Here is a 24,861-nt window from a genome sequence, read left to right on the forward strand (position 1 = left end):
CCAATACACTTGGCGCATGAAGTGAAACCGGTCAGCAATAATTAATGGATTACCCAATGCCTTACGTACAGCTTGCTTGAAAGACTTTGACAAATCCATCACCACAATCTCCGTCTTACTGGTATCACAGGACTGTAAATAGGACTGTATTGTGTCTACTTTTCTATCGGATAACACATCCACAATTTCTTTATTCTCTACATCTGCGATGACGGTTTGAAACTTTTCCCCACCTGCATCACCCTTGAATTCGTCAATAGATATAGCTCGCGGAAGAACTTTTGTAGTTTCGATTTTATGTCGATTAAATAAGCGCAATAATCGATTTGTCGTCATCCCTGTTAACTGAGCTGCAGTAGTAAAAGAACCAACAGCCGTATAAGTTAACGCAGTCGTCTGCACCACATTTGTACACCGCTGATAGCGATCCACCATCTGTAGTTTTTCGTAAAAGGTATGGTTACAATTCACACAGAGGTATCGTCTTTTGCATAAGGAAATTTTCAAGGATCTATTAGACATAATTGATCCCTGGATTTTCTGGTTGCGATAACCATGAACACGTTTCGTTTTCGTACTACAAAACGGACACTTCTGTTTTTTGACTTTTGTCCGCAATTCCACCAACAAATAGTCGGATTGATCACTGAAATCCCATACATCAACATGCTTGTCTTTAATCCCTAACATTTCTATGATAAAATGATTTTGCACTCTTTCCCTCTCCTTTTTCCTTTTGTCTCAACAACTTTAGGTTAACAAAAGAGAGGGGAATGAGTGTATTTTTTTGTTTTTGTTTTGTCCCTTGATAGGACTGAGGACACCACCACATTCAGTATAGAGCCCAATATAACCTATTTAGAGCAAGAAAAAACCAGTGAATATTTTCACTGGTTTTGGAATTTATACAGATTTCTTTTTAGATGCTTTTTCACGTTCGTTCTTATTAAGAATCTTTTTACGAAGTCTAATTGACTCTGGTGTAACTTCGCAATACTCATCATCATTTAAATACTCTATTGCTTCTTCTAATGTTAGTGTACGTGTTTTTCTAATCGTCGATGTTTGGTCCTTGTTCGCTGAACGAACGTTTGTAAGATGCTTTTCTTTCGTAATGTTAACAGTTAAGTCGTTCTCACGGTTATGCTCTCCTACAATCATTCCTGCGTAAACTTCTGTACCTGGTTCAACAAAGATTGTACCGCGATCTTCAAGACCCATAATACCGTAAGTTGATGCTTTTCCATTTTCTAAAGCAACAAGCACACCACGTTGTCTTCCACCTACTTGACCTTTAACAAGTGGCTCATACTTATCAAACGTATGGTTGATTATACCAAATCCTCTAGTCTGAGTCATAAACTCAGTAGAATAACCAATTAATCCACGAGATGGGACTTTAAATTCCATACGAACTTGTCCATTCCCTTGGTTGACCATATCAATCATTTCACCTTTACGCGCTCCAAGAGATTCCATTACAGCACCAGTATGCTCATCAGGTACATCGACTTGTACACGCTCAACTGGTTCACAACGTACACCATCAATTTCCTTGATGATTACCTGTGGTTTAGATAACTGTATTTCATATCCCTCACGTCTCATGTTCTCTACTAAGATAGAAAGATGCAATTCCCCTCTACCAGATACAGTCCATGCATCAGGTGAACTAGTTGGATCTACACGTAAACTCACATCAGTTTCTAACTGTGTTAATAAACGTTCTTCGATTCTTCTTGAAGTAATATACTTACCTTCTTTACCTGCAAATGGACTATTGTTAACAACAAAAGTCATTTGAAGTGTAGGCTCATCAATTCTAAGAATTGGTAGTGCCTCTTGATGGTCAGTAGGACATACAGTTTCTCCTACGTTGATATCTTCCAAACCTGCTAAAGCAATGATGTCACCAGCTTTAGCTTCTTGAATTTCAATTCGTTTTAAACCAATAAAACCAAATAACTTGGAAATACGGAAGTTCTTTACAGAACCATCCTTTTTCATTAATGCTACCTGTTGACCAACTTTGATTGCACCTCGGAATATTCTTCCAATCCCAACACGACCAAGATACTCATTATAATCAAGTAAAGTTATTTGGAATTGTAGGGGTTCTTCCGTATTATCAACAGGTGCTGGAATGTTTTCTATAATCGTTTCAAAAACTGCTTCCATCGACTCTTCTTGTTCATCCGGCTCATTACCTGATGTTCCGTTCAATGCAGAAGCATACACTACTGGGAATTCCAACTGATCATCGTCAGCACCAAGCTCGATAAATAAATCTAGTACTTCGTCTATGACGTAGCTAGGACGAGCACTTGGACGATCGATTTTGTTAAGTACAACTACTGGGTTTAACTTTTGTTCTAATGCTTTTTTCAATACGAAACGCGTTTGCGGCATACACCCTTCATAAGCGTCAACAACAAGAAGTACACCGTCTACCATTTTCATGATACGTTCTACTTCTCCACCAAAGTCAGCGTGTCCTGGTGTATCCATAATATTTATGTGAGTGTCTTTATAGTTAATGGCTGTGTTTTTGGCTAGAATAGTGATTCCACGTTCTTTCTCAAGATCGTTTGAGTCCATCGCTCTGTCGTCTACCTGTTCATTTTCACGAAAAGTTCCTGAATAACGAAGTAATTGGTCAACTAGCGTTGTTTTACCATGGTCTACGTGAGCAATAATAGCAATATTACGAATGTCTTCTCTTAATTGCATAATCTACATTCTCTCCTCTTTAGTAACGAGTACCGTCAAATTACAACTTATCTATTATATCACATTGTATATAGATAAGTATAGTTATTCTCAGACTCGAAAGTTTATCGTGAATAACGCACCTCCAAGGTTTGATTTACCAACCGAGATACTTCCTCCTGATCGTTCAACAATTGCTCGTGAAATTGCCAGTCCTAGACCCGTTTCCCCTCCTTCACCTTTTACAAACCGGTGAAAAAGTTGAGGCATTAGATCCTCAGATATTCCCTTTCCATCATCCGCAATAGAAATCGTTATCGATTCCTCTGACCTTGTCGCTGTAATTTCTACCTGAGATGAAGCGTGTCGTATCGCATTGGTAACAATATTCATCATTGCTTGAAGCATTTTTTCATTATCTACGTACAAGGATATCCCACTTGGAGTATTGTGTTGAATCTTTACCTGTTGGTCATTCGCTAAAGGTAACGCTCTCTCTGTTGTTAGTTTAATTAATTCTTCAACTTTTATTAATTCTTCTCGGTAAATATTTTCTTCACTATCAAGTTTAGCTAATAAAATCATTTCATTTATTATTTTTTTTAGACGATTTATTTCTGCAACCATTACATCTAATCCACGTTCTGATTCCTTTTTCACAAAAACACCATCTCTAATTCCCTCTGCATAACCCTGAATTGTCATCAGCGGTGTCTTTAATTCATGACTAGCGTTTTGAAAGAATTGTCTTTGTGATTGAATATAGCGCCTAAGCTCATAAGCCATATCTAATACACTTTGTTCTACTTCTTTTATTTCACCACTTGCTTGTATTTCTTCCACTTCATCAAATTGACGTTTTTCTATCTTTTTTAGTTGATACTTTAACTTAGTTAGTGGTGTAACTAATCGTTTAGTTAAAAAATAGCTTAGGATAACTGCAATACCAATACCAATTATAAAAACTAATAATAGCGTTTTAAAAAATGTTTGTTGAACTTCTTGGAGATCATCTAAAGGTGTTAATAAGACTAACTCCTCATCTGAAAGTTGAGGATAGATAGGAATGATAGATACAACATAACGTTCATTTCCAGCTTTCCATAGCGGCTGGTCTTCTTCACTCAAATCATAAGTTCCAATCCAATTCTCAATCCTACGAATATTAGTAATAGAAGAAAAAATAATATCATTTGAATCACTATCATAGGCGAACACTTGCAAATCATACTCCTCAAGGTATTGTAATAATTGTTGCATATTAGAAGAGTTATTCAAATCCTGAGATACCAAAAATCTAACAATAAGCTGTCCATTATCTTCTAATTGCCTTTGTTCATCTTGGATTAATAAATTCAAGATTAAAGAGTAAATGGTTATTGCGACAACAGACATGATAATGGCTAATAACGTAGTGAACGCTAAAGTTAATTGATATTGTAGTTTCATTGATTTTCCTCTAAATGGCTGCGCATCCGATATCCATAACCCCATACAGTTTCTACTGGCAATCCATCAAGCTTCTTCCTTAAGCGTTTGATTAAATCATCGACAGCACGATCACTTCCAAAATAGTCTTCTCCCCAGATAAGTTCTAAGAGTTCGTCCCTTGCAAAAGCCCTGTTTTGATTTCGAATTAAAATATTGAGCATGTCAAACTCTTTCGCAGTTACCTCTACTTCTTTACCTTCCCAAAATACTCTTCGATCATCCGTATTAATTGTTAAATCACCTAATTTAACTTCATGACTTGTGTCCGTTACACTATTTGATGATACATCCACTCTTTTAAATATCCTTTTTACTCTTGCTACTAATTCTCTAGGGCTAAAAGGTTTCGTTAAATAATCATCACTTCCTAGCTCTAAGCCAAGAATTTTATCAACTTCATCGTCTTTGGCAGAAATAATAATTATTGGCACTTCACTGATTTGCCTGATTTTTTTACATAGTTCATAACCGTCCATTCCCGGAAGCATAATGTCCAGTACCCACATATCTGGTTGTTCTTTGTTTGTCATTTCCCACGCATCTTCTGCGTTATCCGCCATTTGCACTTCATAACCTTCTTTTTTTAAATAAGCAACGACTATATCGCGAATATTCGGATCATCTTCCACTACAAAAATTTTATTTTTCATTCGTCCGCCTCCATTCTTAGCACTATTTTCGCATACTTTTATAAAAATGGAACTTCTTCTGTGCTATTCCATACTTTTTCCACAATTATACCGAAGAGTTGCCAAACCTGTTGCTTACAATAAAAATGTACACGAAACATAATAAAAAAGAAAGGCGTGATATCATATGACAAATCATGATGATCGCAATTACAATAAAGAACTTTATCAAAGTAGTATTGATGAGACATTTCAGGAAGAACAAAATAGAAATCATCAAGAAAACAACACTTCACAAGAATTTTATAGACGACAACCAGAATTAGATGAAACAAACAATTCTGAAGAAAATTCAGAGCTTATTACAACTACAGTTAACAATTCTCAAACTGAGAGCGTTAAAAGGTCCAAACCTAAAGGTAAATGGTCTATGTTTGTTAGCGGATTGTCAGGAGGTCTTGTAGTAGCCGTTACTGGTGCAGTCTTATTAGGTACTGGCGTATTACAACAACCTGATAGTACTAATGAGGTGACTGAAACGACCGAAACTCCGAGTTCAATAATAGAAAATGATACTTCTAACGACGTAATCCCAACGTCCGCAACGAATGATGACGGCTCATTGAGTGAAGCACTTTCTAGAGTATCTGATGCTGTTGTCGGAGTATCTAATATTCAACAAACTGATTTATGGTCACAATCAGAAGCCGGAGGAACTGGATCTGGCGTCATCTATAAACAAGAAAACGGCAGTGCTTATGTTGTTACTAATAACCACGTAGTAGAAGGAGGAAATTCGGTTGAGGTAATTTTAACAAACGGTGATCAAGTTGAAGCAGAAGTATTAGGAGTAGATGAGTTAACAGATTTAGCAGTATTAAAAATAGATGATAGCAAGGTTACTCAAGTTGCTACACTTGGGTCATCAGCAAACCTTGGTGTTGGCGAAACTGCAATTGCAATTGGAAATCCACTAGGTACTGAATTCGCCGGGTCTGTAACAAAAGGAATAATTAGCGGACTTGAAAGATCGGTTGAGATGGATTTAAATTCTGACGGTCAAGCAGATTGGACAACAGAAGTAATTCAAACAGATGCAGCAATTAATCCAGGTAATAGTGGTGGTGCTTTAATTAATAGTCAAGGTGAATTAATTGGTATTAACTCGATGAAAATTGCCCAAGAAGCGGTCGAAGGGATCGGATTTGCCATCCCAATTGATTCAGCTAAACCAATAATTGACCAGCTTGAAACAAGTGGAAATGTAGCAAGACCGTTTATTGGCATAAGTGCAGTCGCTTTAAATACCGTTCCAGATGTTCATAAACAACGTACATTAAACCTTGATCAAAATGTAACGGAAGGGATTGTCGTTGCAGATACAGGAGCTGGTACTCCTGCCGATACAGCTGGACTTGAACAATATGATGTTATAACAAAAATTAATGATAAAGAAATCACTTCTATGATTGACTTAAAACAATACTTGTACAATGAAACTGAAATTGGAGAAGAAATAACCATTACTTATTATCGCGATGGTCAAGAACAAACAACTTCTTTAAATCTAAGTAATCAAGAGGAGTCTAGTCAACAAACTAATTAATTCTCAAATGGCCTCCCCCCTTTTGCGTTTGAGAATTTGATATAGATAAAACCACCACTTTGACTTCAAGGTGGTGGTTGTTTTTTAATTGTTTTTGTTGTTTTAATAACTTGAAATAGACCCTAATCATTCATGACTTTATGGTCGGTCCTACTGTCTTTATAAGATGAGTGGTCGGTAGTGTTATCCGAAAAATAAATCCATTATATTACTACCTGTAGAGCTTTGTTTATTGTAGAACTCAGAGTAACCACAATCTTTACAATACACTACGATAAATTGATTATTTTGAATATCAAACATTTTTGATAGGCCCGTTCCAGTCATCGCTACTTCTTTTTGTGCTGCATTTGTACTTCCACACTTAATACATCCTTCTTTTCCAGACATGTTACCTGCCCCCTTTAATTTATATTATTTTTTACGATAACGATAAAACTTTGGTTTCATTCATTTTAAAAAATTATGTAAGGGTGACTAAACTTTGGTAAAAGTCTAGCCACCCCTAATAATAATTATTAAATCGAACTCATCCTTTGTTACTCTAAAATCGAACGAACATCATTTTCATCTAAATATGCTTCATAATCTTCATGGTTTCCGTTTACACCAATATAATTACCATCCATATCCGTTAATAAGAAGCCTTCAATTTCCTCTGCACTTCCCACTAACTCGTCTGAATTAAAAAACATGTCTTGATAGTCTTTTTCGGTATCATAAAAATCCGACGGACCATCAGAAGAACCAAATTTTTCTACACGTTGCCATGAATCCTCAGCATCAAAAATAGTTGATTCTTCCTCATCTACAGAGGATTCCATCTCATTTATACTTGGATGGATGACATCTTCTTCAACTGGACGGTTTACGGGTACCTCTTGATCAGCAGCATGTTGTTTACAACGCAATGTTGTTGGTATAGCCTCCAGCCTTTCAAAAGATATTTCTTCCCCACATACTTCACACGTAGCATACGTTCCCTTTTCAATTGCTGCTAGTGCCGTATTAATATCTTTAAGCTCTTCTTCTGCATGTTCGTTTAAAGCAACATCCTTTTCACGTTCATAAAGTTCCGTACCATGATCCCCCGGATGATTATCATAATTTGATAATTCACCCATCGATTCTTTTATCAACTCGTGATTTAAACCAAAATGGTCTTCTAACATCTCACTTACCTCTTGTTTCCACTCCAACAGCTCTTGTTTGCAATGGTTTAATTGTTGACTATTTATCACTATTAATCGCCTCCTGACAAAGTGTGTCTAAATGGGGCATTATTAGTATATCCGTATTTCCAAACACAACCGAATTAGTTTTTGGAAGTAGAGGAAATACAGATGTTTTCTAACTCGTATGTAATACCATATCAACATGTGGAATGTTATCTTCTAAGTACACCTCTGTTATTTCTTTGAAACCAAAAGACCCATAAAAATGGCGTAAATATTCCTGTCCATGAAGTTTAATTTCTCTTACTCCCCATTGCTGAACAATAATTTGTAAAGATTTTTCCATTAACAACTGAGCATACCCTTGCCCTCGTTGGTTTTTATCAACTAAAACGCGTCCGATCGACGCTTGGTCGTACATGACCTTTTCTGGTATTAAGCGAGCATAAGCAATAATCTGGTTGTCTTCCTCTAGAAATAAATGAGATGATGCTTGGTCAAAGTTATCAATTTCTGGATAAGGACAATTTTGTTCTACTACAAATACATCAACTCTAGCCTTTAAAATTTTATATAATTCTTCTGTTGTTAATTCCTTAAATGTTTTCAGTTGCCACTGCATAGTTGGTCTCCTTTAGTATGTTTTGCTATTATAAAATTACTATTATAATAAAGAATTTAATTGATCTTGAAAATATTTATGCTTAGCTGTTTAGGAGGAGTGTTCGTTGATGCAAAGGGACCAGTACGTGTTTTTGTTTGGAGGAAATCCTTCTTAAAAAGAAGCATCTTTATCTTTTTTAGAAAATTCCGGTGGTGTGAAGGCTAACATCGTACTTTTAATTGTTTATCGCGTGATGGGTGGGAAGAATACGTACATCGTTATACCTCTCATTGGATAGAGTCAGGACTCCAAGAAGATAATATAACTATTATAATCCCAGAAAAAGATGGCAGTATTGATTTTAAGTTTGCAAAAAGAGCGATTAACTCTGCAACAGGTATATTTATTGGTGGTGGTCATTCACAAACATACCATGCTATTTATACAAATGAACCCTTTAAAAGCCTGATAAAAGAGCAATATAAATCTGGAATACCGATAGCTGGAAACTCTGCTGGTGCGCTGATTATCCCCCAGACAGTTCTTTTATCACCTATGGATACCGATAGCGAAGAAGCAGTGATTTTAGATGGCCTAGGATTAGTTAATGACTTACTTCTTAGTGTCCATTACTCCAAATGGAATGATGCAAAAAACTTACAGGTTGGTTTAAAAGAAACCAACATTAAATTAGGTTATGGCATTGATGACAATGCCTGTTTGGTAATTAAAAACAATATACCGTTATTTATTTGTGTAGGTTCAGATAAAGTACACAAAATAAGCTCCTAAGTCAATCTTAGGAGCTCATTTTTTTAAAGGTCATCAAAACCATTGTCTGTATAATTCACTTTTGTATATTGGCGAGATTTTTGTTCAAAGAAATCAGATTTGCCTAAATCTATTTCCTCATATGCAGTTATCCAGCGTAATGGATTTTTTGTTATTTCAGGATATAGTTTTTCATATCCTAGTTGTTTACAACGGGTATTCGCTGTAAACATAATATAATCTTCCACGTCTTCCAGGAGTATTCCATCAATTTTATTACCAATGATGTAACGTGCCCAGTCTATTTCTAACTCAACCGCTTTTTTAAACGTCTCGTATACAAATACTTCTAATTCTTTGTTATTGTATTCAGGATATTCACTTAGAACTTCTTTATATATTCTTACAAACAAATCAACATGGATTTGTTCATCTCGATTAATGTAATTAATCATTGTGGATGTACCAACCATTTTTTGATTGCGAGCCAAGTGATAGAAAAACGCAAAACCCGAATAAAAGAATAAGCCTTCAAGGATAACGTCATATACAATTGACTTTAACATACTATCAACTGTTGGATTCTCAGCAAACTCACTGTAACCATCCGTAACAAAATCATTTCGTTTCTGCAAGATCGGTTCTGTTCTCCAGAAGTCAAATACTTCATCTTGTTTTTGCTTCGAAACAAGTGTAGATAGGATATAAGAATAGGAATGATTATGAATAACTTCTTGCTGTGCCAGAATAATCATCAAAGCATTAACACTTGAATCAGTAAGATAATCTGCCACTTTACCTGCATAATCTGTTTGGATACTATCCAAAAGAGCAAGTAGACCTATAATTTTTAAAAAGGCATCTTCTTCATCTTCGGATAAATCAGGAAATTGATGCATATCCTGGGACATGTTAATCTCAAAGGGCGTCCAAAAATTAGATAGCATTTTTTTATATTTAGGATAGGCCCACGCAAAACGTACATCATCCCAATTTAAAATATTTGAACTTCGCCCATTGATAATACTTGTTGATTTATTAGGAGCAGTTTTATCCATTAATACACGTTTATTTATCTCCGTAGACATTTCTTGTTATCTCCCTTCCTTTAGCTGGAACATGATTCACATTCAATCAAATCTGAAGAAGTTGATCGTAAATAGTACGTTGTTTTCAAACCTGATTTCCAAGCATCTATGTGTAGGTTTAATAACTCCTTTGCTTGGACAGTATTAGGAACGTACATGTTAAATGAAATACCTTGATCTATATGCTTTTGACGTGCAGCATTTTGTCTAATACTCCAGTGTTGATCAATGAAATAGGCAGATTTATAGTACCAAGTTGTTTCTGCATTTAAATTAGGTGCAGTAACAGGGATTTTATAGTCCTTTTTCTCTTCGGAATAAAACTTTTGGAAGATTGGATCAATACTTGCAGTACTTCCAGCAATTAATGATGTTGATGAATTAGGTGCAACAGCCATTAAATAACTATTTCTAATTCCATTCGTTTTCACATCTTGACTCAACTCAGTCCACGGCAACGTTGAACTTTCATTTGATGTATAGCCTTTGTTTTCAAAGTATCTACCTGTTTCCCAATCTGATCCAGAAAATGCTTTACAAGCACCTTTTTCTTCTGCCAACTTCATGCTCGATTCAATTGTTAAAAATGCTATTTTTTCATATAATTCATCGGCATACTGTACAGCTTCTTCGCTTTCCCACTTGATTTTTTTCAAGGCAAGTAGGTGATGCCATCCAAACGTACCTAATCCGATTGCACGGTACTTTTGGTTTGTCAATTGAGCTTGTAAAACAGGAATTGTATTTAAATCAATTACATTATCTAGCATCCTAACTTGAATAGGAATTAAGCGCTCAAGAACACCTTCAGTTACTGCTCTACCAAGATGAATGGAGGAAAGGTTACACACAACAAAATCACCAGGTTGTTTGTTAATAACTATTTTTCCATCGACAGTCATTTGCTCTGTAACATACGTTGCACTTTGGTTCTGCGTAATTTCAGTACATAAGTTACTTGAGTAAATCATCCCTAAATGGCTATTAGGGTTTTGACGATTTACTTCATCACGATAAAACATGAACGGACCACCAGTTTCTAATTGACTTTTCAGAATCCGCTTCATGATATCAATAGCTGGAATCTCTTTTTTAGTTAAATCAGGGTGATTTACACATTCCCAGTATTTTTCACGGAACATTCCTTGCCCCTTACGTTCATCAAAATAATCCTCTAGAGAATATCCCATAACAGTTCTAACTTCATGAGGATCAAATAAATACCAATTCCCCCTCGCATCTACTTGTTCCATAAATAAATCTGGTAAACAAATACCTGTAAACAAATCGTGTGTGCGATAACGTTCATCACCATTATTTAATTTAGCATCTAAAAATGAAGAAATATCTTGATGCCATATGTCTAAGTAAACGCAAATAGCACCTTTTCGTTGTCCAAGTTGGTCAACACTAACTGCTGTATTATTCAGTTGCTTCATCCATGGAAGAACACCAGAGGAAGCCCCTTTAAATCCTTTTATTGCACTTCCTCGGCTTCTAATTTTCCCTAAGTAAACACCAATTCCGCCGCCATTTTTAGAGAGATTGGCGATGTCTGTATTACTATCAAAAATACCTTGAAGGCTGTCATCGATTGTGTCAATGAAGCAGCTAGATAATTGCCCATAACTTTTACCAGCATTAGAAAGTGTCGGTGTAGCAACTGTCATATAAAGATTACTTAATGCCCAATATGCTTCTTTCACTAGGCTTAATCGATTTGTCTTCACTTCATCTCGTAGCAATGTCATTGCAATAATCATAAAACGCTCTTGAGGTAATTCGAAGACACGCTTCTTATAGTCTTTTGCAATATATCTGTCTGCTAATGTCCGAAGTCCTATGTATGTAAATAATGTGTCTTTTTTCGGATCAATTATGTTTCCTAATTCCGTTATTTCAGATTGACTATAGGACTCCATTAGTGATTTATCGTATATACCAATATCAGTAAGTGACTGAACTAGATTGCCAAATGATCCATATTTATCTTTAAAATGAAAACCTCTACTTGTTGATGCCTCAAAGTAAAGTATTTCTAAATATAAAGCTGAAGCAACATACGTCCAATTTGGATTATTCTCATCCATAAATGCTAAGGCTTCTAGAATTAATTGATGAACCCACTCTTTCTCGTCTATCCAAGGTTTTTGTTCGATTAATTTATCACCATAATCCAGCAATGGCTGAACATCTAATCCACTTATATTTTCTGACAACATCTTTTTAACATGTAATTTCCATTCCTCTGTCTTTGTTTGTGTTTCTATCATTTTTAACTTCCTCCCTATTTCGTGTTAAAAGCGGCATTCTTTTCAGCTTTTTTGACAAAAAAACCGCTCATGCATGACATGAGCGGACAAAAAACGACAGAAAATCAGTAACATAATATCCACTACAGAAAAATAATAGCAGATTACTATTTACTATTACTTTTCGCAGTAAAAAGGATTACCACAAAGTAACAGGTTACCTGTTTACTCTATCGTTTCTTAGTCCCAACCCCCGAAGAAAAGAAACACCGACAAGTACAGGCAGGTCTACTGACTTATGTTTCAACCTACTAGAGTTCCTTCCCAAATTATCACCACGAAGATAGATAATTCAGTGGAATTTCTCGTTCGTACACAATTACAGTTGCGGGGACAGTTCCAAATTCTCACCGGATTCCCTTTTAAGACTAATGTCACCTAAACTTGAAAAATAACAAGATGTAGTATTAAATTAATTTATATTAACAATATATAGAATTTACCATAAAAAATTTTATCTTGCAATGCATATTTTTTCCTATAGACAAATAAACTAATAGTTTGTTATGAACTATTTTAGTATCAAAAAAGTAGCTACCTCTAGTAAATAGTAAGATAAAAAACAAACACATTTTAGCGAGTATAGTTTTAGAAATAATAGTTTTTTCAAAAAATATTTAAGCAACAAAATATGCAGTATGTTAGCAAGCTGCTTATACTAACTATTATAATAAAAGTAACGAGAGGATGATAATATTGAAAAATGCAGTAAAACCAACGATCGGATTTATTGGTACTGGGGTAATGGGTAAAAGTATGGCTAGCAATTTATTATTAGCAGGTTATAAGGTCAACATTTATACACGCACAAAATCAAAAGCCAATCTACTTCTTGAACATGGGGCTGTTTGGAAAGACTCCGTTGCAGATTTGACTGTTGGCTCTGATGTAATCATTACTATTGTTGGCTATCCAAACGATGTTGAAGAGGTATATTTAGGTGACAATGGTATTATAAAAAATGCTAAATCCGGAACGATTGCCATTGATATGACAACATCAAGTCCAAAACTTGCGGAGAAAATATCTCGTATAGCAAAAGAGCAAAATATTAATACGTTAGATGCTCCCGTTTCTGGGGGAGATATTGGAGCAAAAAATGGTAAACTTGCCATTATGGTTGGCGGAAATCAAAAAGCATTTGATGTTATACTTCCCATTTTTAAGGTGATGGGGGAAAACATTGTCCTCCAAGGTGATGCTGGGGCTGGTCAACATACAAAAATGTGTAATCAAATAACTATCGCCTCCACGATGATAGGCGTGTGTGAAGCCATTATGTATGCACAAAAAGCCGGATTGAACCCAGAACGAGTATTAGACACCATTACTACAGGCGCTGCAGGCAGTTGGTCTCTTACTAATCTGGCCCCGCGGATGATTTCAGGTGACTATGACCCAGGTTTTTACGTAAAACATTTTATAAAAGATATGACGATCGCACTTGATTCAGCAAAAGAAATTGGCTTAAGTACTCCTGGATTAGAGCTCTCCTTATCCTTATATAAACAGTTAGCAGAGAGTGGCGAGGAAGACAGTGGGACACAAGCATTAATAAAGTTATTTTCAAACTAAATAGGGTTGTTTTCTAAAAGTTTGTTGTTAATGCCAGATAAAATATAAAGTATGCACTAAATATTCTTAACTTTTCTACTATACTTTCCTAGTACAGTGGTAAATTGGCGCTACGGAAAAATACTCGCTTTCCATGGGGAACGCTTCAGTCTCCTCGGGAGCATAAACCACTCCCTGTGGGGCCTTCAGACTGTTCCTTTCCCATAGGACTTTGAAATGACATCCATGAATTTACCCCACACGAAGAAAATGGCTCTTTATTTTCGAGGAGTCTCGCATTTTGCCTTCGCTCAGTATGGTTTTCTTTTCAAGTGAGAGGAGTTATGATTCTTTTAAGTATTTTTCGACCAACTCGATAAATGCCTTAACTTGAGGTAACTGTTTAGCAACCTCCGAATAACATAGCCACGTGTGACGTACCATTGGCTGATTCTCAACATATAAGGGTGTTATATGATAATTATCTTTATCAACATCTGCAATCGCACTTTCAGGTAAAACAGCCATTCCAATCCCATGTAACATCAATTGCTTACACGTTTCAATTTGATCAACTTTTATAATTTGTGGTGGTTTGCTATCTCCTTGTTTGATAAACCAATCGTTCACCATCGAATGAAACTCTTGATCACTTTGAAATTCTATTAATGGCCTTTGCAGTTTATTCCCTTCCATCTTTTTATCTATAAGTAATAATTGGTCTGCAAAAAGCGGTACACATTGCTTATCCATAACCCTCCGTCCACGAACAATAGATACATGATAATCAGCTTTCACTATATGATTACTCAATCCCGTCTCAAGCTTAATAGTCACCTCGGGATATCTTTCCATGTATGCTTGTAACACCTTAGGTAAAACATATTGCCCAATCATCGACGACACACCGAGAGATAGTTTTCCGATTACTTTGTCTGAAATCGATGTGATTTCATCTTGTAACTCCGCTTCCTTTTTTACCATTTCCTCGGCGAATGCAAGGACCTTTTCACCTACTGGTGTAATAATTAGTTGTTTATGAGTCCTTATGAACAACTGTTTATCCCACTGCTCCTCAATACTTTTAAGCCGCTGACTGACGGCCGGTTGTGATATAAATAGCTGCTCAGCCGCTTTCCTAATTGTTTTGCCCATTCTTATTGCTAGTAGAAGTTGGTAATCATCGATTCTCATTCATACACCCCGATATAAGTTTTGCTTATGTTATTCCATAAAATAACTCTATTATTCTTATTAACTTTTATTATTTATAATAACATTATGAAGAACATAATAGGAACTGGAGTGTTGAAGATGAAAAATCGTGTCTATCTATTGGGAAAAAGCTATTACCCTATTATTGGTTGCCTTTTTCTTGGAGAATTTGGTAGAGCAATGTATTTCATTGTTATCTCATGGATGTTATACCAAATGACTAATGATCCATTATACACAGGTATTTTAATAGGTACTGGTTTTATCCCAGGAATGATACTTAACTTATTCATCGGGGTTATAGTAGACAGGTTAAATCGTAAATATCTATCAGTTATCGCATTACTCACTAGCACCATTACAATGACGGTTTTACTTGTTACTATTCTAACGAATGTTATTCACCCAGTAATTATTCTCATTGCACATGCTATTTTGCAATTGATGGGGTCCTTATTCCGACCCTCTATACAAGCTTTGACAGCTGAAACCTTCCCAACAAAACTGTTGCCAAGAATATTCTCTAATTCAAGTGCAGCTGGAATATCTGGGAGTCTTATCGGGGCAACCATGGGTGGTCTTATTATTGGAGTTACAACAGCAATCACTCCTATGTTTATCGTTGTTTGTAGTTATTTTCTAGGTTCATTATTACTAGGAATGATTTCATCCAAACAACCTATAACCCCTTCCACAAAACACTCTGTACTATTTGAATTAGCGGACGGGTTTCTTTATTTAAAATCAAACCCGTTTCTATTTAATTTGTTTGGAATTATGTTTGTTGGCCAATTAGTTTTTCATACTAGTATGGGGTTTCTATCTATTTATACGATTGATTTTCTTCATAAGACCTCGCTTACTTACGGTCTTTTGGATGCAACTCTTTCCATAGGTGGCATCATAGCTGGATTATTCGGAACATGGTGGTGGAAAATAAACCATGATCGATTATCAACTAATGCTTTGTGCATCGTTTGTTTTGGTCTACTATTTGTTGGACTTGCTCCTTTTTCTACTTTTGCTTTTTTAGGGGTTCTTTTAATTGGGTTAGGAACAACTTGGATACGCATTTTATTACAATCTGCTCAACAAATTGTTACGAAAAAAACTTATCACGGTAGAATGGCCAGCTATCGTATGCTGTGCAACCAAGGTTCTGTGGTTATTAGCGGACCAATAATAGGTTGGTTTGCATCCCATTATGGCGTTCAGTATGTATATTTACTTTTACTCATTCCAGTCTTATTTGCTATTGTTCTCTCACTAAAGTCTTCTTTTAAACTACAATTCACTCAAATAGAAAAGGAGATCTCCTAATCAAGGGAATCTCCTTTTTGTTGCATTCTATCTATTTGTTGCGAAACGATAAAAGCTAAATCATCATTCCCAAATAACTGTAACACGCCTAAAACAGAATGATGAGGAATTTCTTCTGACTCTTCTTTCGTAACGGTCAGCTCTAATGTCTTTTGTAAAGCGAGATTACCTTGTTGTTTAGGATACGCTTCAAGGTAAAGCGCCTCGGGATCTAAATCATGATTGACACACCATTGTGCAAATACAAGAATCATCATATTTTCATCCTGTTTATATTGTTCAATTACTCTTTTTTCTACTTCTTTACCATCCATTTTCTAACCCCCGTATTAAAAAGGGTGTACCTCCTAGGAGATACACCCTTTGTTCGTTTGTATTAATTAATGATTACAGACGATTAACGTTAGACGCTTGTGGTCCACGGTTTCCTTCAACAATTTCAAATTCAACTTCTTGACCTTCGTCAAGTGTTTTGAATCCTTCAGTTTGAATAGCTGAGAAGTGTACGAATACATCGTCTCCATCTTCACGCTCGATAAAACCAAAACCTTTGTCTGCATTAAACCATTTTACTTTTCCTGTCATATAAATGACCTCCTTACAATAAAGTACAAAGTAATTGAATCTTAATATTACCTTTACACCACTTATTGTTAAAGAGACCGTAAAGAAATATTCACTTTCAATTTCCTATTGTTATTTAACCTTACTATGTTTCAAAATGAAAAGCAAGTAGTTATGAAACCATTTTCATCCCAAAATTTCGACATTGATTTTTATATCACTTTTTTGGTAAAATAAATGCTTGCAAGAGACAATGTTAAAGAATATATCCAACCTAAACACATTTATATCTTGCAAATATGAATTGATAGGTGGTAATCCAAATGAAAACAACAGAAAAATACCAAGTATTACTTTATTACAACTATGTCCACATTGAAGATCCAGAAACTTTTGCCGCAGAACATTTACAGTTCTGTAATGAACTTGAGTTAAAGGGACGTATCTTAGTTGCACATGAAGGGATGAACGGTACTGTATCGGGTACAGTAGAGCAAACAAACAAGTATATGGAAGCTATGCATAACGATCCAATGTTTGCAGATATGGTTTTTAAAATTGATGAAGCAGATGGTCATGCCTTCAAAAAAATGCACGTCCGTCCACGTCCTGAACTTGTTACACTACGTCTAGAAGATGATGTAAATCCAAAAGAAACAACTGGACAATATCTAAGTCCGCAAGAGTTTTATGAAGCAATGCAAGATGAAGATACGGTTGTACTAGATGCAAGAAATGATTATGAATATGATCTTGGTCATTTCAGAGGAGCTATTCGCCCAGATATAGAAACCTTTCGCGATTTACCCAAATGGGTTAAAGAAAATAAAGAAAAGATTGAAGGAAAGAGAATCCTAACTTATTGTACTGGTGGTATTCGTTGTGAAAAATTCTCCGGTTGGCTTGTAAAAGAAGGCTTTGAAGATGTTGGCCAGTTACATGGTGGAATCGTCACTTATGGAAAAGATGAAGAAGTGCAAGGACAACTTTGGGATGGACAGCTTTATGTATTTGACGAGCGTATTGCAGTACCTGTTAATCGCAAAGAACATGTGATTGTAGGAAAAGATTATTTTGATGGGCAGCCATGTGAACGTTATGTTAACTGTGCAAATCCCGAATGCAATAGACAGATGCTTTGTTCCGAAGAAAATGAGCATAAATATATGCGTGGATGCTCTCACGATTGTCGAGTTTCTCCGAGAAATATGTATGTGGAGGAACATAACTTATCTGAAGAAGAAATTGAAACTAGACTTAAACGTATTGAACTAGAGAATGAAACAAACGCATAAAACTAATAAAAGACGACCTACTATAGGTTGTCTTTTATTTAGAGCTAATAAAATACAAAAATTCATAGATGTCTAGCTTCAGCACCTACCCAAGTCTGGGATAAATTAAGGCGCTTTTCTTAATTGTGCAAATGTTTACCGTAAAGTGTCATTGTTGGGGCACGAACCATCAAATCTAAAGCTTCTTTAATCGTTCTCCAACCCATCTTCATATATAATGACCTAGCTTTATAATTATCAATCTGGGTAGTGAGTATAGCAGTTTCATGTGAAAGTCCTGTTAACAAGTTATCATGTACTTCAGTTCCAATTCCTTTTCGTCTATACGTCGGGCTAACAGCAAGTTCAACTACCTCAAAGCAATCACTTAACCATTTGTTCTTTTCTTCTTCATTAAGATGTAATTCTAGCAATGAACGATAAAACTGCCCTACAGAAGAGGTGTAACCATAAGCAAACCCAATCACATCGTTGACATCGTTGACACACTTTACTAACTTGAAACCTTGATATTTACTATGTTTCTCAATTCTCTTTTGTATTATATTTAAATCCTTCTCGGTGTATTCATCATCCCCAAAAGCCTCACGATATAGGCATGATATCGCAACTATATCTTCCTCTAGTTTATTTTTCTCTTCTACAAACATTATGGTGTACCCCCTTACAAATCAAAATATTAATTTTGCTATGTTCTTAAAGATTGTGCTCTAATCTTTAAAAAGTCTATAAAACCCTAAGTAACTGTCATGTTAATTCCGTAGTACTGAATCACAGCACAATTTGTAAAAGTTACGTCGGGATGCTCTATCGAATGCGACGATTAAATAAGCAACAACGTTTAAGAAAAAAACCACTTTAAAATTTAGTATAACAAAAAGAAGAGAAACTTTTAAAATAACCAATATTTGTAATACTTTCTCATTTATTAAAATATACTTAACTTATATAGTCGTGTTTAATTGAAAGGTGAATCATGATGATTGATTTTATACTTGAACACAAATGGCTCATTCTTGTCATCTCTGAAATACTTTTTTGGTTGTCCTTTATAATATTCCTAATTCTCAGATATTGGTATAATTCAAGAATACAGCTATTTTTCCTTGGCTTATCAATCGTCAATCAATTTCTAAATATACCACTTGCAGCACTTGACTATATTTATACTGGACATGCTTCTCTTTTTCACTTCATTGTTCTTTTTATTTATGGATACGCCATTTTACGGGGCCCAAAAGATATGCTCCATTTAGATCATTACATACAAAAGATTACTGAAAAGTGGAAAAACCAAACTCCTTATCGAGGATCTACCATAATTCGTTCTACACATACAAGTGACTTTATTAACTACTATTCAACAATGCTAAGAAAGAAATTTTATATCCATCTGCTTTTATTTGTATTTTTCCAGGTTATACTTTTGCCTTTCTCCAATTATCATCTTACTAATTTAAAAACCGTTTGGCTCTTTGCCTTACTCATTGATGGTCTATGGTCGATGACATTCCGTTCTAGAACCATTCACTTTAAAGCCCAGCTAAATAATAAGTAGAAAAAGCATACCAAATATAATATGGTATGCTTTTTCTACTTATTATTTTTCTCTAATATGATTTATCCTATCTCACGCATTAAATTAGCCATTTCCACAGCAGAAACAGCAGCTTCTGCGCCTTTGTTACCTGCTTTTGTGCCAGCACGTTCTATTGCTTGTTCAATTGATTCTGTTGTAAGCACTCCGAATATAACGGGCATATTTTCCTGCATTGCTACATTTGCAACACCTTTAGATACTTCGCTGCATACATAATCGAAATGTGGCGTTGATCCGCGAATCACCGTACCCAATGTAATAACTGCATCATATTTTCCTGAAGCAGCCATTTTTTTAGCCACTAAAGGTATTTCAAATGCACCAGGAACCCATGCAACTGAAATATCTTCCTCTTTTACACCATGTCTTCTTAACGTATCTTCTGCTCCACCTAATAATTTACTCGTAATAAACTCATTAAATCTTGCTACAACAATACCTACTTTTAAATCTGTACCAACTAAATTTCCCTCAAATATGTTAGACATGTTTATTCTCCTCCTAGAGTTTAAGTAAATGATCTAATTTTGCTACTTTTGTTTTCAAATAAATTTCATTATCCTTATTGGCTGGTATTTGGATCTCTTTTCTTTCAACTACTTCCAATCCATAATCAGCCATACTTGATATCTTTCTTGGGTTGTTCGTTAATAGGTTTAGCTTTTTAATTCCTAAGTTCTTCAGAATTTGAGCACTTACAGCATAGTCACGCATATCATCAGGAAAACCTAGTTGATGATTGGCTTCCACTGTATCGAAGCCTTTTTCTTGAAGTTTATATGCTTTTAATTTATTTAATAACCCTATTCCTCGGCCTTCTTGTCTCATATAAACAAGCACACCTTTACCAGCTTTTTCAATCTCAAGCATAGCTTTTTCCAATTGAGGACCGCAATCACAACGATGTGACCCAAATACATCACCTGTTAAACATTCCGAATGAATCCGGACTAATACTGGTTCATCTTCTGTAAATTCACCTTTAAATAAAGCTAGATGCTCCTTACCAGTGAATTTTTCTGTAAAGGCAGCAAGCTTAAAATCACCGTACTCTGTCGGAAGGTTTATTTCAATTTCTTTTTCTACTAGCTTATCTTGTTTTTTTCTATATGAAATTAGGTCTTGAATAGTAACTAATGCCATATCATGTTTTTCGGCAAGTTTCTCGAGCTCTGGCAATCGTGCCATCGTCCCATCTGGATTCATAATTTCACAAATGACTCCTATTGGCTCAGACCCAGCTAATCTCGCTAAATCAACAGCCGCTTCTGTATGGCCTGGTCTTTCCAGAACCCCGGCTTCTTTCGCGAGTAATGGAAATACATGGCCTGGTCTTTTAAAGTCGGTTGGTTTTGAGTCAGGGTCTAAAAATTTTTGAATCGTTAAAGCACGCTCGTAAGCACTAATACCTGTATCAGTCGATTTATGATCAACACTTACCGTAAAAGCTGTTCCATGTGCGTCGGTATTATTTGAGACCATAGCATTTAATTCAAACTTACTAGCTAATTCTCCTGACATAGGTGTACATATAAGCCCCTTGCCTTCCGTTGCCATAAAATTAACAGCTTCTGGTGTAGCATGTTCAGCTAATAATACAAAATCACCTTCATTTTCGCGATTTTCATCATCGACTACAATAATCATTTTACCTGCTTGTAGTTCTTTTATAGCCTTATCTATTGTTTGGAACATATCATCCACCTCCTAGTCTAAAAATCCATACTGTTGTAATTTATCTGTTGTTATCGTGTTACTTTCTCGCCCTTGTGTTTTTTTGACAGTAAGCATACGTTCCATATACTTCGCTAGTACGTCATACTCTACATTGACAATATCACCTTGTTTTTTATCGCCCAAAACAGTAGCTCGCCGTGTTTCAGGTATTAGAGAGATGATAAAACCGTCATCCTTTAATCCAAAAATCGTTAATGACGTACCATCAACTGTGACCGATCCTTTTAATGCGATAAATGGTAATCCTTCTAGTTCGATAGCAATATGGATATACGCAGCATTATCTTCCATCCATATCCTTCTAATCTTTCCTACTGTATCAACGTGACCGGAAACAAAGTGGCCACCGAATCGACCACCAGCGCTCATTGCTCTTTCTAAATTCACTTCAGACCCAACCGAGGTAGTTGCAAGCGACGTACCACGAAAAGTTTCTGGAATCACATCTACCGTGAACCATCCAGACCCATAGCTAGTGACAGTTAGGCATACTCCATTTACTGATATACTATCACCAACGGATACGTCAGATGTAACTGTGTTTCCTTCTATCTTCAAAGTTAAAGAACTCTTATTTTTATCTATTTGTTTTATTTTACCTTTTTCTTCAACAATTCCAGTAAACACTACTCTCCCTCCTTGTTTGGGCGGACAATTAGTTTTATATCCTGTCCTAATTGTTCTACAGAAGTAAATTCTAATAAGGCTGCTTCTTTCATAAATGTTGGAGATTTTCCACCAACGGCAGAAATTGCATCGGCACCACCGAGTAATTTTGGTGCAATATACCAATGACATTCATTAAATAATCTTCTTTCTATAAATGTTGCATGAACCGTACTTCCTCCCTCAACATAGAGAGATTGAATACCCTGCTCGCCAAGTATGTCCAATACATCTTCAGTCGTTATATCATCAGTAGTTAGCTGTATTACTTGTACATTTGGATGTTTTAACTTAAAGGACTCTATATCCGGATTTGAACCACATATAATCTTTGTTGGTGCATCATCATTTAATACAAATGCATGCTCTTGAATCTTTAAATGCGTATCTAAAATAACACGAATGGGATTTTTACCACCTTGGGGCAACCTGGTAGTTAAATGAGGGTTATCTTTTAAAACCGTATTGACACCGACCAAGATGGCATCATGGATATGACGTTGTTTATGGACGTCAATCCTCGCTTTTTCTGATGTAATCCAACGACTATCACCTGTTGAAGTAGCTGTCTTCCCATCAAGGGTCATTGCTACCTTTAACGTAACATACGGTCTTTTTGATTGGATAAAATGAAAGAATTTGCTATTTAATTCTGTTGCTCTTGTTTCTTGAAGGCCTACTTCAACCTCTATACCTGCTTGTCTTAGTTTTTCAACCCCTTTGCCCGCCACTGCTGGATTAGGATCTAAACAAGCAACATATACCTTCCTTAGTTTGTGTTCGATAATCAAGTCTGCACATGGTGGTGTCTTTCCATAATGTGAACAAGGTTCAAGCGTTACATAAATATCTGCACCTTCAGCACTCGACCCCGCTTGTTTTAGTGCATGTACTTCTGCATGTTCTTTTCCTGGCTCTAAATGGCTGCCAATCCCTAGTATCTTTCTATTTTTCACAACTACTGCGCCAACGGAGGGATTGGGACTAGTTTGCCCAACTGTTGCTTCAGCAACAGAAAGTGCTACCTTCATGTAATCATCATGTGTCATCGTATCACTCCCCTTCCTATTATTTGTGGAAGGAGAAACAAGAAAAGCCCCAGAACATCGCATTCTGGGGCTAGAATTATAGCAAAAAAACGTACATCAAGTACGTAGGTTATCCTTTTCTCATCCAGACTTTACTGTCGGCTTTGGAATTTCACCAAATCCACCTTCGCACAAATTAGTGCTCCGGGTCACGGACTGAAGGTAGAAGAAAATACGAGTGCATTTTTCACCTATCACCGTCGGTCGGGAATTTCACCCTGCCCCAAAGGAATCCTTTATTCGATTAATCTTACTATACCATGTTTTCATTTTGTTTGCACTTATCAAACTTGGATATATTGTGAATTATTGAATATAATTTAAAATAACTAGACGTGTCTGTTCCTCCATGTTATCCATATCTAGAAAACATTATAAATTCCTGGAAGATGACAAAAAGCTATGATAAATCATAGCTTTTTCCTACTACTGATTTTCGCCAATTATTTTAACTTCTCGTTCTAAGTCCACACCAAACTTATCCTTTACGGTCGCTTGCACCATTTCTATTACAGCAATATAATCTGTAGCCGTTGCATTCTTTTTATTAACAATAAAACCAGCATGTTTTGTAGATACCTCTGCTCCACCAATTCCTTTACCTTGTAAATTACTATCTTGAATTAGCTTACCCGCAAAATAACCAGGCGGTCGTTTAAAGACACTACCACACGAAGGATATTCCAAAGGTTGTTTGGATTCTCGTTTGTATGTGAGGTCATCCATCGTAGCCTTTATTTTACTATATTCACCTTGTTCTAAATCGAATCTTGCTTCTACCACAATATAGCCTTTATCAGGAATATTACTCGTTCGATAATCTAAATCAAGGTCTGCTGCAGATAAAGTTAGTAGCTCGCCATCCGGATCAACAACGACAGCATGGTGCAAACAGTCTTTCACTTCACCACCATAAGCACCAGCATTCATAAATAGTGCCCCACCTACTGTACCAGGAATACCACAAGCAAATTCTAAGCCTGTTAACTCTTCTTTTAATGCTGCTCTAGAAGCATCTATAATTCGCGCACCACTTTCAGCAATAATACTATTACCATGTCTTTTAATTGTTGTAAATTGTTTCGGACTCATGACAATGCCACGAATACCGCCATCCCGTACGATTAAGTTTGATCCATTTCCTAATAACGTAAATGGAACAGTTTCACGTTTTGCTAGTTTCACAATTTTTTGTACTTCGTCTATACTAGCTGGTGTTACAAATAAATCTGCTTTCCCACCTAAACGAGTGTACGTATGATTTTTCAGTTGTTCATCCACCATCACATTTTCTTCCGTTGTAATGGTTAATAATTCTTGATATATATGATGGTAAATACTCACTCAAAATCATCCCTTTAATGGCCGGTTTAGTTCTACCGACTAAATAATAAACTCATCTCTAAATTATAGCAGTTGGAATAGCTTAACATCAAC

The 24,861-nt window shown here is 35.9% G+C and carries 23 protein-coding genes, 1 pseudogene and 2 riboswitches; of the genes and pseudogenes, 6 read left to right on the plus strand and 18 right to left on the minus strand.

Features of this window, described 5'->3' with window-relative positions; translation table 11 throughout:
- From QQS35_RS11425 to QQS35_RS11440, 4 genes are all read right to left on the minus strand, one after another.
- Positions 1-714: transposase (locus QQS35_RS11425; protein WP_285930212.1), on the minus strand; the 714-nt coding region annotated here is incomplete at its 3' end.
- A 189-nt stretch (positions 715-903) separates the two neighbouring features.
- The gene (gene typA, locus QQS35_RS11430) at positions 904-2,730 is read right to left on the minus strand and encodes a translational GTPase TypA (protein WP_285932261.1); all 1,827 of its coding nucleotides are present in this window, start codon (positions 2,728-2,730) and stop codon (positions 904-906) included.
- A 90-nt stretch (positions 2,731-2,820) separates the two neighbouring features.
- Positions 2,821-4,158, minus strand: a complete 1,338-nt coding sequence (locus QQS35_RS11435; RefSeq protein ID WP_285932263.1) for a sensor histidine kinase — start codon at positions 4,156-4,158, stop codon at positions 2,821-2,823.
- Positions 4,155-4,850: a response regulator transcription factor gene (locus QQS35_RS11440; protein ID WP_285932264.1), complete on the minus strand. Its 696-nt coding sequence runs from the start codon at positions 4,848-4,850 to the stop codon at positions 4,155-4,157. The genes QQS35_RS11435 and QQS35_RS11440 overlap by 4 nt, the downstream gene beginning before the upstream one ends.
- Positions 4,851-5,016: 166 nt before the next feature.
- On the opposite strand from QQS35_RS11440, the gene QQS35_RS11445 reads away from it, so the two are divergent.
- A complete protein-coding gene (locus QQS35_RS11445; protein WP_285932265.1) occupies positions 5,017-6,435 on the plus strand; it encodes a S1C family serine protease in 1,419 nt (472 codons plus the stop codon).
- A gap of 183 nt (positions 6,436-6,618) precedes the next feature.
- On the opposite strand, the gene QQS35_RS11450 is transcribed toward QQS35_RS11445, so the two are convergent.
- From QQS35_RS11450 to QQS35_RS11460, 3 genes are all read right to left on the minus strand, one after another.
- Positions 6,619-6,825 (minus strand): zinc ribbon domain-containing protein, encoded by a 207-nt coding sequence (locus QQS35_RS11450; protein WP_285932266.1) that lies wholly within the window; start codon positions 6,823-6,825, stop codon positions 6,619-6,621.
- A gap of 149 nt (positions 6,826-6,974) precedes the next feature.
- Positions 6,975-7,676: a TraR/DksA C4-type zinc finger protein gene (locus QQS35_RS11455; RefSeq protein WP_285932267.1), complete on the minus strand. Its 702-nt coding sequence runs from the start codon at positions 7,674-7,676 to the stop codon at positions 6,975-6,977.
- Between the two features lie 109 nt (positions 7,677-7,785).
- Complete coding sequence (locus QQS35_RS11460; RefSeq protein ID WP_285932268.1) at positions 7,786-8,232, minus strand: GNAT family N-acetyltransferase; 447 nt, start codon at positions 8,230-8,232, stop codon at positions 7,786-7,788.
- Positions 8,233-8,487: 255 nt separating this feature from the next.
- Here QQS35_RS11460 and QQS35_RS11465 point away from each other — a divergent pair.
- Positions 8,488-9,006: pseudogene (locus tag QQS35_RS11465) on the plus strand (Type 1 glutamine amidotransferase-like domain-containing protein); the annotation flags it as partial.
- A 23-nt stretch (positions 9,007-9,029) separates the two neighbouring features.
- On the opposite strand, the gene QQS35_RS11470 reads toward QQS35_RS11465, so the two are convergent.
- Positions 9,030-10,073 carry a ribonucleotide-diphosphate reductase subunit beta gene (locus QQS35_RS11470; RefSeq protein ID WP_285932269.1) on the minus strand — a complete coding sequence of 348 codons (1,044 nt, stop codon included), beginning with the start codon at positions 10,071-10,073 and terminating at the stop codon, positions 9,030-9,032.
- A gap of 20 nt (positions 10,074-10,093) precedes the next feature.
- Positions 10,094-12,346 carry a ribonucleoside-diphosphate reductase subunit alpha gene (locus QQS35_RS11475; protein WP_285932270.1) on the minus strand — a complete coding sequence of 751 codons (2,253 nt, stop codon included), beginning with the start codon at positions 12,344-12,346 and terminating at the stop codon, positions 10,094-10,096.
- Between the two features lie 243 nt (positions 12,347-12,589).
- Positions 12,590-12,782, minus strand: a riboswitch (cobalamin riboswitch).
- A gap of 299 nt (positions 12,783-13,081) precedes the next feature.
- Between QQS35_RS11475 and QQS35_RS11480 the strand changes: the two genes are divergently transcribed.
- A complete protein-coding gene (locus tag QQS35_RS11480; protein ID WP_407933961.1) occupies positions 13,082-13,960 on the plus strand; it encodes an NAD(P)-dependent oxidoreductase in 879 nt (292 codons plus the stop codon).
- Between the two features lie 321 nt (positions 13,961-14,281).
- Here QQS35_RS11480 and QQS35_RS11485 read toward each other — a convergent pair whose 3' ends face one another.
- On the minus strand, positions 14,282-15,133 hold the full coding sequence (locus tag QQS35_RS11485) for a LysR family transcriptional regulator (RefSeq protein WP_285932273.1): 852 nt from the start codon (positions 15,131-15,133) through the stop codon (positions 14,282-14,284).
- Positions 15,134-15,253: 120 nt separating this feature from the next.
- Between QQS35_RS11485 and QQS35_RS11490 the strand changes: the two genes are divergently transcribed.
- Positions 15,254-16,474, plus strand: a complete 1,221-nt coding sequence (locus QQS35_RS11490) for an MFS transporter (protein WP_285932274.1) — start codon at positions 15,254-15,256, stop codon at positions 16,472-16,474.
- Here the strand turns inward: QQS35_RS11490 and QQS35_RS11495 are convergent.
- Complete coding sequence (locus QQS35_RS11495; protein WP_285932275.1) at positions 16,471-16,788, minus strand: hypothetical protein; 318 nt, start codon at positions 16,786-16,788, stop codon at positions 16,471-16,473. The genes QQS35_RS11490 and QQS35_RS11495 overlap by 4 nt on opposite strands.
- A 73-nt stretch (positions 16,789-16,861) precedes the next feature.
- Positions 16,862-17,059, minus strand: a complete 198-nt coding sequence (locus tag QQS35_RS11500; protein ID WP_285932276.1) for a cold shock domain-containing protein — start codon at positions 17,057-17,059, stop codon at positions 16,862-16,864.
- Between the two features lie 302 nt (positions 17,060-17,361).
- Here QQS35_RS11500 and trhO point away from each other — a divergent pair, with 302 nt between their 5' ends.
- On the plus strand, positions 17,362-18,333 hold the full coding sequence (gene trhO / locus QQS35_RS11505) for an oxygen-dependent tRNA uridine(34) hydroxylase TrhO (protein ID WP_285932277.1): 972 nt from the start codon (positions 17,362-17,364) through the stop codon (positions 18,331-18,333).
- Positions 18,334-18,452: 119 nt separating this feature from the next.
- Here trhO and QQS35_RS11510 read toward each other — a convergent pair whose 3' ends face one another.
- Complete coding sequence (locus QQS35_RS11510; protein WP_285932278.1) at positions 18,453-18,983, minus strand: GNAT family N-acetyltransferase; 531 nt, start codon at positions 18,981-18,983, stop codon at positions 18,453-18,455.
- 329 nt (positions 18,984-19,312) lie between these two features.
- Between QQS35_RS11510 and QQS35_RS11515 the strand changes: the two genes are divergently transcribed.
- Positions 19,313-19,891 (plus strand): hypothetical protein, encoded by a 579-nt coding sequence (locus QQS35_RS11515; protein ID WP_285932279.1) that lies wholly within the window; start codon positions 19,313-19,315, stop codon positions 19,889-19,891.
- Between the two features lie 62 nt (positions 19,892-19,953).
- Here QQS35_RS11515 and ribH read toward each other — a convergent pair whose 3' ends face one another.
- The 5 genes from ribH to murB form a co-directional block, all read right to left on the minus strand.
- Entirely contained in the window at positions 19,954-20,421 is a 468-nt protein-coding gene (gene ribH, locus QQS35_RS11520) for a 6,7-dimethyl-8-ribityllumazine synthase (RefSeq protein ID WP_285932280.1), read from the minus strand.
- Positions 20,422-20,434: 13 nt separating this feature from the next.
- Positions 20,435-21,628, minus strand: coding sequence for a bifunctional 3,4-dihydroxy-2-butanone-4-phosphate synthase/GTP cyclohydrolase II (locus QQS35_RS11525; RefSeq protein ID WP_285932281.1), 1,194 nt, complete (start codon positions 21,626-21,628; stop codon positions 20,435-20,437).
- A gap of 12 nt (positions 21,629-21,640) precedes the next feature.
- On the minus strand, positions 21,641-22,297 hold the full coding sequence (ribE, locus tag QQS35_RS11530; protein WP_285932282.1) for a riboflavin synthase: 657 nt from the start codon (positions 22,295-22,297) through the stop codon (positions 21,641-21,643).
- Positions 22,297-23,385 (minus strand): bifunctional diaminohydroxyphosphoribosylaminopyrimidine deaminase/5-amino-6-(5-phosphoribosylamino)uracil reductase RibD, encoded by a 1,089-nt coding sequence (gene ribD, locus QQS35_RS11535; RefSeq protein ID WP_285932283.1) that lies wholly within the window; start codon positions 23,383-23,385, stop codon positions 22,297-22,299. The genes ribE and ribD overlap by 1 nt, the downstream gene beginning before the upstream one ends.
- A gap of 108 nt (positions 23,386-23,493) precedes the next feature.
- Positions 23,494-23,659, minus strand: a riboswitch (FMN riboswitch).
- A gap of 191 nt (positions 23,660-23,850) precedes the next feature.
- A complete protein-coding gene (murB, locus tag QQS35_RS11540) occupies positions 23,851-24,768 on the minus strand; it encodes a UDP-N-acetylmuramate dehydrogenase (protein WP_285932284.1) in 918 nt (305 codons plus the stop codon).
- Positions 24,769-24,861: the final 93 nt, after the last annotated feature.

This window comes from Aquibacillus rhizosphaerae (genome assembly GCF_030282825.1).
GTDB classification, from domain to species: Bacteria; Bacillota; Bacilli; order Bacillales; family Amphibacillaceae; genus Aquibacillus_C; species Aquibacillus_C rhizosphaerae.

Bases quoted from the DNA above. Each gene is read 5' to 3' on its own strand.
- QQS35_RS11470 (WP_285932269.1), bottom strand. From the start codon at position 10,073: ATGTCTACGGAGATAAATAAACGTGTATTAATGGATAAAACTGCTCCT.
- QQS35_RS11510 (WP_285932278.1), bottom strand. From the start codon at position 18,983: ATGTTTGTAGAAGAGAAAAATAAACTAGAGGAAGATATAGTTGCGATA.
- typA (WP_285932261.1), bottom strand. From the start codon at position 2,730: ATGCAATTAAGAGAAGACATTCGTAATATTGCTATTATTGCTCACGTA.
- ribH (WP_285932280.1), bottom strand. From the start codon at position 20,421: ATGTCTAACATATTTGAGGGAAATTTAGTTGGTACAGATTTAAAAGTA.
- trhO (WP_285932277.1), top strand. From the start codon at position 17,362: ATGAAAACAACAGAAAAATACCAAGTATTACTTTATTACAACTATGTC.
- QQS35_RS11435 (WP_285932263.1), bottom strand. From the start codon at position 4,158: ATGAAACTACAATATCAATTAACTTTAGCGTTCACTACGTTATTAGCC.
- QQS35_RS11500 (WP_285932276.1), bottom strand. From the start codon at position 17,059: ATGACAGGAAAAGTAAAATGGTTTAATGCAGACAAAGGTTTTGGTTTT.
- QQS35_RS11525 (WP_285932281.1), bottom strand. From the start codon at position 21,628: ATGTTCCAAACAATAGATAAGGCTATAAAAGAACTACAAGCAGGTAAA.
- QQS35_RS11495 (WP_285932275.1), bottom strand. From the start codon at position 16,788: ATGGATGGTAAAGAAGTAGAAAAAAGAGTAATTGAACAATATAAACAG.
- QQS35_RS11440 (WP_285932264.1), bottom strand. From the start codon at position 4,850: ATGAAAAATAAAATTTTTGTAGTGGAAGATGATCCGAATATTCGCGAT.
- QQS35_RS11460 (WP_285932268.1), bottom strand. From the start codon at position 8,232: ATGCAGTGGCAACTGAAAACATTTAAGGAATTAACAACAGAAGAATTA.
- ribD (WP_285932283.1), bottom strand. From the start codon at position 23,385: ATGACACATGATGATTACATGAAGGTAGCACTTTCTGTTGCTGAAGCA.
- QQS35_RS11475 (WP_285932270.1), bottom strand. From the start codon at position 12,346: ATGATAGAAACACAAACAAAGACAGAGGAATGGAAATTACATGTTAAA.
- QQS35_RS11490 (WP_285932274.1), top strand. From the start codon at position 15,254: ATGAAAAATCGTGTCTATCTATTGGGAAAAAGCTATTACCCTATTATT.
- QQS35_RS11445 (WP_285932265.1), top strand. From the start codon at position 5,017: ATGACAAATCATGATGATCGCAATTACAATAAAGAACTTTATCAAAGT.
- QQS35_RS11515 (WP_285932279.1), top strand. From the start codon at position 19,313: ATGATTGATTTTATACTTGAACACAAATGGCTCATTCTTGTCATCTCT.
- QQS35_RS11450 (WP_285932266.1), bottom strand. From the start codon at position 6,825: ATGTCTGGAAAAGAAGGATGTATTAAGTGTGGAAGTACAAATGCAGCA.
- QQS35_RS11485 (WP_285932273.1), bottom strand. From the start codon at position 15,133: ATGAGAATCGATGATTACCAACTTCTACTAGCAATAAGAATGGGCAAA.